The organism is Actinocrinis puniceicyclus (genome assembly GCF_018283645.1).
Lineage (GTDB): Bacteria > Actinomycetota > Actinomycetes > Streptomycetales > Catenulisporaceae > Actinocrinis > Actinocrinis puniceicyclus.
In genome coordinates, this window is sequence record NZ_JAGSXH010000187.1 from 1 (window position 1) to 7,194 (window position 7,194).

The 7,194-nt window shown below is 73.2% G+C and carries 8 protein-coding genes; 4 read left to right on the forward strand and 4 right to left on the reverse strand.

The window, feature by feature from the left end; all coding sequences use genetic code 11:
* Window positions 1–145 precede the first annotated feature (145 nt).
* The 4 genes from ligD to KGA66_RS27120 form a co-directional block, all read right to left on the reverse strand.
* Window positions 146–1,063 carry a non-homologous end-joining DNA ligase gene (gene ligD / locus KGA66_RS27105; RefSeq protein ID WP_211472098.1) on the reverse strand — a complete coding sequence of 306 codons (918 nt, stop codon included), beginning with the start codon at window positions 1,061–1,063 and terminating at the stop codon, window positions 146–148.
* On the reverse strand, window positions 1,060–1,425 hold the full coding sequence (locus KGA66_RS30605) for a hypothetical protein (protein ID WP_246508816.1): 366 nt from the start codon (window positions 1,423–1,425) through the stop codon (window positions 1,060–1,062). Before KGA66_RS30605 ends, ligD begins: the two co-directional genes overlap by 4 nt.
* Window positions 1,426–1,510: 85 nt before the next feature.
* Window positions 1,511–2,059 carry a response regulator transcription factor gene (locus KGA66_RS27115; RefSeq protein ID WP_312887091.1) on the reverse strand — a complete coding sequence of 183 codons (549 nt, stop codon included), beginning with the start codon at window positions 2,057–2,059 and terminating at the stop codon, window positions 1,511–1,513.
* Between the two features lie 274 nt (window positions 2,060–2,333).
* Window positions 2,334–2,792 (reverse strand): sugar:proton symporter, encoded by a 459-nt coding sequence (locus tag KGA66_RS27120; RefSeq protein WP_211472102.1) that lies wholly within the window; start codon window positions 2,790–2,792, stop codon window positions 2,334–2,336.
* A gap of 157 nt (window positions 2,793–2,949) precedes the next feature.
* Between KGA66_RS27120 and KGA66_RS27125 the strand changes: the two genes are divergently transcribed.
* The 4 genes from KGA66_RS27125 to KGA66_RS27140 form a co-directional block, all read left to right on the forward strand.
* Window positions 2,950–4,440 (forward strand): AlkA N-terminal domain-containing protein, encoded by a 1,491-nt coding sequence (locus KGA66_RS27125; RefSeq protein ID WP_211472103.1) that lies wholly within the window; start codon window positions 2,950–2,952, stop codon window positions 4,438–4,440.
* Window positions 4,437–5,126 carry an alpha-ketoglutarate-dependent dioxygenase AlkB family protein gene (locus KGA66_RS27130; RefSeq protein ID WP_211472105.1) on the forward strand — a complete coding sequence of 230 codons (690 nt, stop codon included), beginning with the start codon at window positions 4,437–4,439 and terminating at the stop codon, window positions 5,124–5,126. The genes KGA66_RS27125 and KGA66_RS27130 overlap by 4 nt, the downstream gene beginning before the upstream one ends.
* Window positions 5,127–5,164: 38 nt before the next feature.
* Entirely contained in the window at window positions 5,165–6,655 is a 1,491-nt protein-coding gene (locus KGA66_RS27135; RefSeq protein WP_312887092.1) for a lactate utilization protein B, read from the forward strand.
* The coding region (locus tag KGA66_RS27140; protein ID WP_211472109.1) for a LutC/YkgG family protein at window positions 6,655–7,194 on the forward strand (540 nt) is incomplete at its 3' end. The genes KGA66_RS27135 and KGA66_RS27140, both read left to right, overlap by 1 nt.

The following is a 7,194-nucleotide window of genomic DNA, read 5'->3' on the forward strand; positions in this document are numbered from 1 at the left end:
GGCCTACCGGGGGAGGGGGGAGGGCACCCGGCAGGCCCTGGTCCTCGGTTAACCGCGATCCGCGGGTGTAAACGGGACCGGCTTCGGCCTGTTCAACCGGCCCTCTCTTTCCGGTCCGCTCGCTCCGGTCCGCTCGTTCGCGCCGTCAGCCGGACGGCAGTGCCGGACCGCCGCTCAACACCGCCGCCGCCGCGTCGCCGTCGCGCTCGATCCGCCGCAGCACAGCGGCCGGTTCGAAGACGAGCGCGGCCGGATCGCCGCGCTCGACCTCCTCCCAGCGCAGCGCGAGCGCCACCGCCGGGCACTCTTCTGCGCGCAGCGAGTACGGCGCGACCGTGGTCTTCGGCCCGCTGTTCTGGCTCCAGTCGATGAACACCTTGCCCGGCCGCTCAGCCTTCGCCATCCGGGTCACCGCCAGATCCGGGTGCTGCTCCTCCAGTGCGGACGCGACGCGCCGCGCATATCGGGCGGCCCGGGCAGGCTCCGCCTCGCGAATCGGAACATACAGGTGCATGCCTTTGCCGCCGGAGACCCCCGGGTACGCGCTCAGCCCGTCAGCGGCCAGAGCGTCGCGCAGCAGCAATGCGACCCGCACGCATTCGCCCAGCCCCGCGGGCGGGCCGGGATCGAGGTCGAAGACGAGCCGGTCCACGCCCCGCATCCCGCCGCGCGGTCCGACCCGCCACGGCGGCACGTGCAGTTCGACGCCGGCAAGGTTGGCCGCCCAGACCAACGCGGCCGGCTCCTCCAGCATGAGGTACCGCACCGAATCGCGGCCTTTCGTGCTGTGCGGGGCGGCGAGCGTGACCGTACGCAGCCACGAGGGAGTGTTCGGCGGAGCGTTCTTGCTGAAGAAACCAGCCTCGCCCGTACCGTCCGGGAAGCGTTTGAGCGTCACCGGGCGGCCCGCGAGATGCGGGAGCAGGACAGGCGCGATCCGCCGGTAATAGTCGACCAGATCGCCCTTGGTGAATCCGGTCCGCGGAAACAGCACCTTGTCCTGGTTGGACAGGCGCACCCGGCGCTCGTCCGCGTCGATCTGGACGGGACCGCGGCCGCTCACGGCCGCTTCCAGCCGTCCGCCCACGCAGCGGCGTCGCCCGCGGTGGCCGGCTCGGGCAGCGGCGGCTGCGGGTCGGGGCCGGGCGGACGCGGCGGCACCGGGTCGGGTTCCGGCAGCGGCGGGGCCGGCTGCGGTCCCGGACGGCCCGGCGGGGGCGCCGGGATCGGGTCGGGCTGGATCGGTTGCGGACGGGCGGGATCCGGCTGCATCGGGTCGGCCGGATCGGGGGTCGGGGTCAGCGGATCGGGCGGCTCCGGGAAGATCCCGGCCCGGCGGCCGCGGCCGCGCTCCGGCTCCCAGTCCGGCGTCCGGTCCGGTTCCCGGTCCGCGGGAAGAGTCTCTGCGAAGATCGATTCAGTCATGCCCACGCGGGTACCCTGGGGCGGCTGCGCCATGCGGCCGCCGAATCTGTGCGAACACCGTTCGCGAGCGGTGGGCGCCGGCTCGTCACGCCTGGCGCTTGGCCGGGTTCCTGGTGACCAGCAGACCGCTGCGGAACGCGGCGTCCACGGCCTGCGCCCGGGAGCTGACCCCGAGCTTGACGTAGATCCGGCGCAGATGCGACTTGATCGTGTGCTGAGAGACCCAGAGTTTGCGGCCCACCTGCACGTCGGTCATGCCCACCGCGACCCCTTCGAGGACCTGCACCTCGCGGTAGGAGACGTCCGGGTTCCACGCGATCTTGCGGCGCGGGCCGAAATCGCCGCGGCAGTGCGCGATGGCGACGGCGTGCGCGGAGTTCATCGCGCCGAGGGCGTCGAGGATGTGCGCCATGTGGCTCTTGACCGTGTGCCGGGCTATGCCCAGTTGCCCGGCCACCTCTTCGTTGGTCTTGCCGTCCGCGATGAGGGCCAGCACCTCTATTTCACGCGCGGTCAGCGGGCGCCGTGGCCGGCGTGGGCGGCCCTCGCGCGAACGGGTGTCCTGCGCGGTGGAGCGCGTGACGGAAAGGCGCGTGGGCCGTAGTGGCGGGGCGATTGCCTCCGAGAGTGTCACAGGGCACCTCCAAAGATTGGCGATCCGGTCCTGCCCGCGAACGGCGGGCTGCGAAATCCGGCTCCGGATCGAAAGCAGCGCCGCTGTACCCCGAGAACGGCGAAGCATGCGCACCGACGCGGCCCGATCGCCCGCACCCCGTCCACCCGCGCCCGCCACATCGTCGAGTCCTGTATTCCTTTCGAGACTGTGCGCGAGCCGCGGCGGGCATCGCTACGGCCGCCGTGGCTCGCGCATTTTCGATCGGGGGCCGAACGCCCGGCGCCCGATCGAGCTATTCGATCACTGCCGGGCCCTCGACGATCTCGCGGCCGAGGAAGCCGGCCAGCACCAGCACCACCGAGCCGGCCAGCGCCAGCCAGGCCCCTGCCTGCATGCTGTGCTGCGCCGAGCGGTAGACCTCGATGGCCAGCAGCACGAACAGCACGATGCCGAGCGCGCCGGCCAGACGTGTGAGCCAGCCGGTGCGGTCGACCACGCCGACCAGCGCGACCAGTCCGAAGAGGATCGCGATACCGCCGACGGACTTGACGATGTCGCCTTGGGCGAAGAACTCCATCTTCACCAGCGCGTGGTTGCTCAGATCCACGCCGGTGACGCCCCGGGTCCAGTCCATGAACGCGGCGACGATCAGTGCGGCGCAACCGGCGAGCGTGAGCAGGAGCCGCCCGAAGTCGATTCCGGGCCGGCTCCTCGCGGGCACGGCCGTCCGGTGCACGGTGGGCGTTCCCATCGTTACAGCCACCTCCATCCCAGAAAAGCTGCTCATCCCGGGTAACCGCCGCGCCGTCAGGCAAACGCGCCGTCGCGCAAACGGGCGGACACGCGCGGCCGTGGTGTCCGATTTCCGCTAGCCCCCGATCGCCCGGTGGCCCAGGATGGGAGTCGTGATGAGTGAGGACGCCAAGTACGAGGCGTTGCGCGGCCGCGATGCACGTTTCGACGGAGAGTTCTTCGTCGGGGTGCTGACGACGGGCATCTACTGCCGGCCCAGTTGCCCAGCGATGACACCCAAGCGGCAGAACGTGCGGTTCTTCGCGAGCGCCGCGGCGGCTCAGGGCGCGGGCCTGCGCGCCTGCAAGCGGTGCCGCCCGGACGCCGTACCCGGCTCACCGCAGTGGAACGTGCGCGCCGACGCGGTGGCGCGCGCGATGCGGCTGATCGCGGACGGCGTGGTCGACCGGGAGGGAGTGGCCGGGCTCGCCGCGCGGCTCGGCTACAGCGCGCGGCAGGTACAGCGGCAGCTCACCGCGCAGGTCGGCGCGGGCCCGGTGGCGCTGGCCCGGGCGCAACGGGCGCACACGGCGCGGGTGCTGTTGCAGACCACGCGGCTGCCGGTCTCTCAGGTGGCTTTCGCCGCGGGTTTCGACAGCATCCGCCAGTTCAACGAGACGATCCGGGCGATCTACGCGCTGACGCCGACGCAGTTGCGGCTGGCGCGGCCCAAGCGCGGCAACGGGCCGGTGTTGCGCGGCGGGCACGAACCGGGGGCGGGCGGCGGAATCGCGCTGCGGCTGGCCTTGCGCGGTCCGTACGCCGCGGCACAGTTGTTCGACTTCCTCGGCCGGCGTGCCATCGCAGGCGTCGAGGAGATGCTGGGCGAACGCGGCGCGCGCACGTATCGCCGGACGCTGCGGCTGCCTGCCGCGGCGGCGGTAGCAGAGGTCGATGAGCGCATCGGCGACGGCGGCTGGCTGGAGTGCAGGCTGCACCTCGGCGAACTACGCGACCTGACGGCCGGGATCCAGCGGCTGCGGTGCCTGTTCGACCTCGACGCCGACCCGTACGCGGTCGGCGAACGGCTCGGCGCGGATCCGGTGCTCGGCCCGCTGGTGCGGCGCGCGCCGGGGCTGAGGGCACCGGGCTCGGCGGACGCGCCGGAACTGGCGGTGCGCGCGGTCCTCGGCCAGCAGGTCACCGTGGCGGCGGGGCGCAGGCTCGGCGAGGCGCTGGTCGCGGCCTACGGTGAGAAGCTGCCCACGCCCAGCGGCGGCCTGACCCACCTGTTCCCCGCGCCGGGAGAGCTGGCCGACAGCGAGTTGGGCGCGCTGCGCATGCCGGAGGCGCGGCGGGCGACGCTGCGCACGGTATCGGCGGCGCTCGCGGGCGGGCTGCGGCTCGATCCGGGAGCGGACCGGGACGAGGCGGAGCGCGAACTGCTGGCGCTGCGCGGGATCGGGCCGTGGACGGCCCGTTACATCCGCATGCGCGGGCTCGGCGATCCGGATGTCCTGCTGGTCGGCGACGTGGCGATCAAGGCGGCGCTGCGGCGTGCCGGGGCCGACGCCCATGCCGGCGCCGCAGCCGAGGACGCGCGCGCCTGGCAGCCATGGCGCTCGTACGCGATGCACCACCTGTGGAACAGCGCAGCGATCGTATGAGGGGCCTGATTTCGCGGCCGCGGGCCGGGATCGCGCCCGGCGCGGTGCACGTGCCGGACTGGCTGAGCCCGGCGCAGCAGCGCGACCTGGTGGCCGCGTGCCGGGGCTGGGCTGCGGGACCGGTGCCGATGCGCCACACCGTGCTGCCGCGCGGCGGCGTGATGTCCGTGCAGACGGTGTGCCTCGGCTGGCACTGGCAGCCCTACCGGTACACGCGCACGGCCGACGACGTCAACGGCGAGTGTGTCGCGCCGCTGCCGGACGCCCTGGTCGAGCTGGGGCGCCAGGCCCTGGCCGCGGCGTATGAGAGTGCTGTCGGCGACTATCTGGACGGCCGCGGCGAATACACGCCGGACGTCGCGCTGGTCAACTACTACGACGGCGCGGCGCGCATGGGCATGCACCAGGACAAGGACGAGCGTTGCGCGGCACCGGTCGTTTCGCTGAGCATCGGGGACAGCTGTGTGTTCCGCTTCGGCAACGCCGAGACGCGCGGACGACCGTACACGGACGTGGAACTGGAGTCGGGTGACCTGTTCGTCTTCGGCGGCCCGTCCCGGTTCACATATCACGGCGTGCCGAAGGTTTATCCGGGCACGGGCGACCCGGGCACCGGATTGACCAGGGGGCGGCTGAACCTGACGCTGCGCGCCACCGGCCTGCCCGTCCCCGGAAAGATCGGATGAACCTGGCGGGCCGGCGGCCGGTGTGTGATGGTGTGGTTGTGACGCAGAGCGTGAGCGGCGCGGCCGGCGCCGGCCGGACCTTCCTCGGGCTGCCCGCCTTCCCGGACGCGGCCCGCGCCTCGACGAAGGACGCGCGGCTGCGGGCGAACCTGACCCGCGCGACGCACACGATCCGCGACAAGCGGGCGCACGCGGTCGGGGAACTGGCGGACTGGGCCGATCTGCGCGCGGCCGGGGCGGCGATCAAGACCCGTACGCTGCGGCACCTGGACACCTACCTGCTGCAGGTCGAGGAGAAGGTCACGGCCGCCGGCGGGGTGGTGCACTGGGCCCGGGACGCGGCCGAGGCGAACCGGATCGTCGCCGGGCTGGTGCACGCGACGGGGCAGCGCGAGGTGGTGAAGGTCAAGTCGATGGCCACCCAGGAGATCGGCCTGAACGAGGCGCTGGAGGCCGAGGGCATCCGCGCCTACGAGACCGACCTGGCCGAGCTGATCGTGCAACTGGGCGACGACCGGCCCTCGCACATCCTGGTGCCGGCGATCCACCGCAACCGCGGCGAGATCCGGGAGATCTTCCGCACCGCGATGGGCCGCTGGGGCATGCCGGCGCCCGAGGACCTCGGCGACGAGCCCGCGGCGCTGGCCGAGGCGGCGCGGCTGCACCTGCGCGAGAAGTTCCTGCGCGCGAAGGTCGCGGTGTGCGGGGCGAACTTCATGGTGGCCGAGACCGGAACGCTCGCGGTCTTCGAATCCGAGGGCAACGGCCGGATGTGCCTGACCGTGCCGCAGACCCTGATCGCGGTGGTCGGCATCGAGAAGGTCGTGCCGACCTGGCGGGACATGGAGGTCTTCTTCCAGCTGCTGCCGCGTTCCTCCACCGCGGAGCGGATGAACCCCTACACCACGCTGTGGACCGGCGTCACCGACGGCGACGGCCCGGGCGCCTTCCACCTGGTGCTGCTGGACAACGGCCGCACGCGGGCTCTGGCCGACACGGTCGGGCGCCAGGCGCTGCGCTGTATCCGCTGCTCCGCCTGCTTGAACGTGTGCCCCGTGTACGAACGCGCCGGAGGGCACGCCTACGGTTCGGCTTATCCGGGGCCGATCGGCGCGATCCTCACCCCGCAGCTGCGCGGCCTCGACAACGCGCTGGACGCCTCGCTGCCGTTCGCCTCCAGCTTGTGCGGGGCCTGCTACGAGGTGTGCCCGGTCGAGATCGACATCCCGCGGGTGCTGGTCCATCTGCGGGCGAAGGTCGCGGCGCGCGGCGGCCGCGGGCACCGGGCCGAGCGGGCCGCGATGCGCGCGGCCCGCTGGGTGATGACGGACCCGCGGCGGTTCGCGGCCGCCGAGCGGATCGCCGTGCGCGCCCGGCGGCTGCAACCCGGGCGACTGCCCGGGATCGGGGCCGCGTGGACCGACAGCCGGCAGCTGCCGAAGCTGCCCGAGCAGTCGTTCCGGGACTGGTGGAAGCACCGGACCGACGAGCCCGGGCAGGCCGACGAGCCCGGGCAGGCCGGGTCGTGATGAGCGCGCGCGACGAGATCCTTGCCCGGGTGCGCAACGCGCTGCGAGATGTGCCGGCGGACGAGAGCCCCGGCGACGTAGCCGTCCCCCGCGGCTACCTGACCGCCCACGCGCCGGACGACCCGCGCTCCCTTGCCGAACTGCTCGCCCGCAACCTCGCCGACTACCGCGCGCACGTGTACCGGTGCGCGCCGGATCAGCTGCCGGAAACGATCGCCGGGCTGCTGGCGCGGCGCGGCGCCCGCAGCGTGGCCGTGCCCGCGGGCCTGCCCGCTTCCTGGCTTTCGGGTATCGCAGCGGACTGCGGCGATATCCGTCAGGTCTCTGACGCCGCGCGGCCGACGGCGCGCGATCTGGACGCGGTCGACAGCGTTGTGACCGGCTGCGCGCTGGCGATCGCGGAGACCGGGACGATCGTGCTCGACGGCGGCCCGGGCCAGGGCCGCAGGGCCTTGACACTGTGGCCCGACCACCATGTGTGCGTGGTACGCGCGCCGCAGCAGGTCGTCGCGTCCGTGCCGCTGGCCCTGCCCCTGCTC